This is a genomic window from Sphaerochaeta sp. UBA5849, assembly GCA_002432715.1.
GTDB lineage: Bacteria > Spirochaetota > Spirochaetia > Sphaerochaetales > Sphaerochaetaceae > Sphaerochaeta.
On sequence record DJGJ01000074.1, the window covers coordinates 76,976 to 77,511 of the forward strand.

The 536-nt window shown below is 53.9% G+C and carries 1 protein-coding gene; it reads right to left on the bottom strand.

Going from position 1 to position 536, the window contains the following annotated elements:
- Positions 1 to 518 (bottom strand): substrate-binding domain-containing protein (locus tag B3K89_RS13580; protein ID WP_345907545.1); only part of this gene is annotated, 518 nt, incomplete at its 3' end.
- Positions 519 to 536 lie beyond the last annotated feature (18 nt).

Here is a 536-nt window from a genome sequence, read left to right on the forward strand (position 1 = left end):
CCGAGGAGGTAGAGCATGTTCAGGACCTTGCCGGGAGCCTTTTCAGGATACTTGGTGAAGTATTCGTCAATGATCTGTGCCTGATACTGGCCTGCGACCAATTCGGGGGAGGAAGCAAGATAGAAGTCCTTGCCGACTTTCAAAGCTGCAACGGAGGGCTGGATGTTGGAGAATGCTGCTCCACCACCGGCTGCCTTGATCTGCTGAGCCATCTGCTCGGTGGCGCTGGTATCCTGGGGGATGATCACGAAATACTTATAGCCCTGGGTGATGAGGGTGTTCAGCTGGTCGAGCTGGCGGGCTACGTCGCCCTGTGCATCCTGAAGATTCAGGTCCACACCCTTCTCGGCTGCGAGCTTGCGCAGGTTGTCGGCATAGTCTTTCACGAACTGTTCGTTCAGGTTTCGGATCAGAGCTCCGATCTTCACCTTGTCACTCTTTGCTTCGGAGGAACCCTGAGCAAAGACAGTAGTACCCAACAGTGCGAGCACCAACAGAACGGCCACTAGTTTCTTCATAGAAAACTCCTTTCGTAT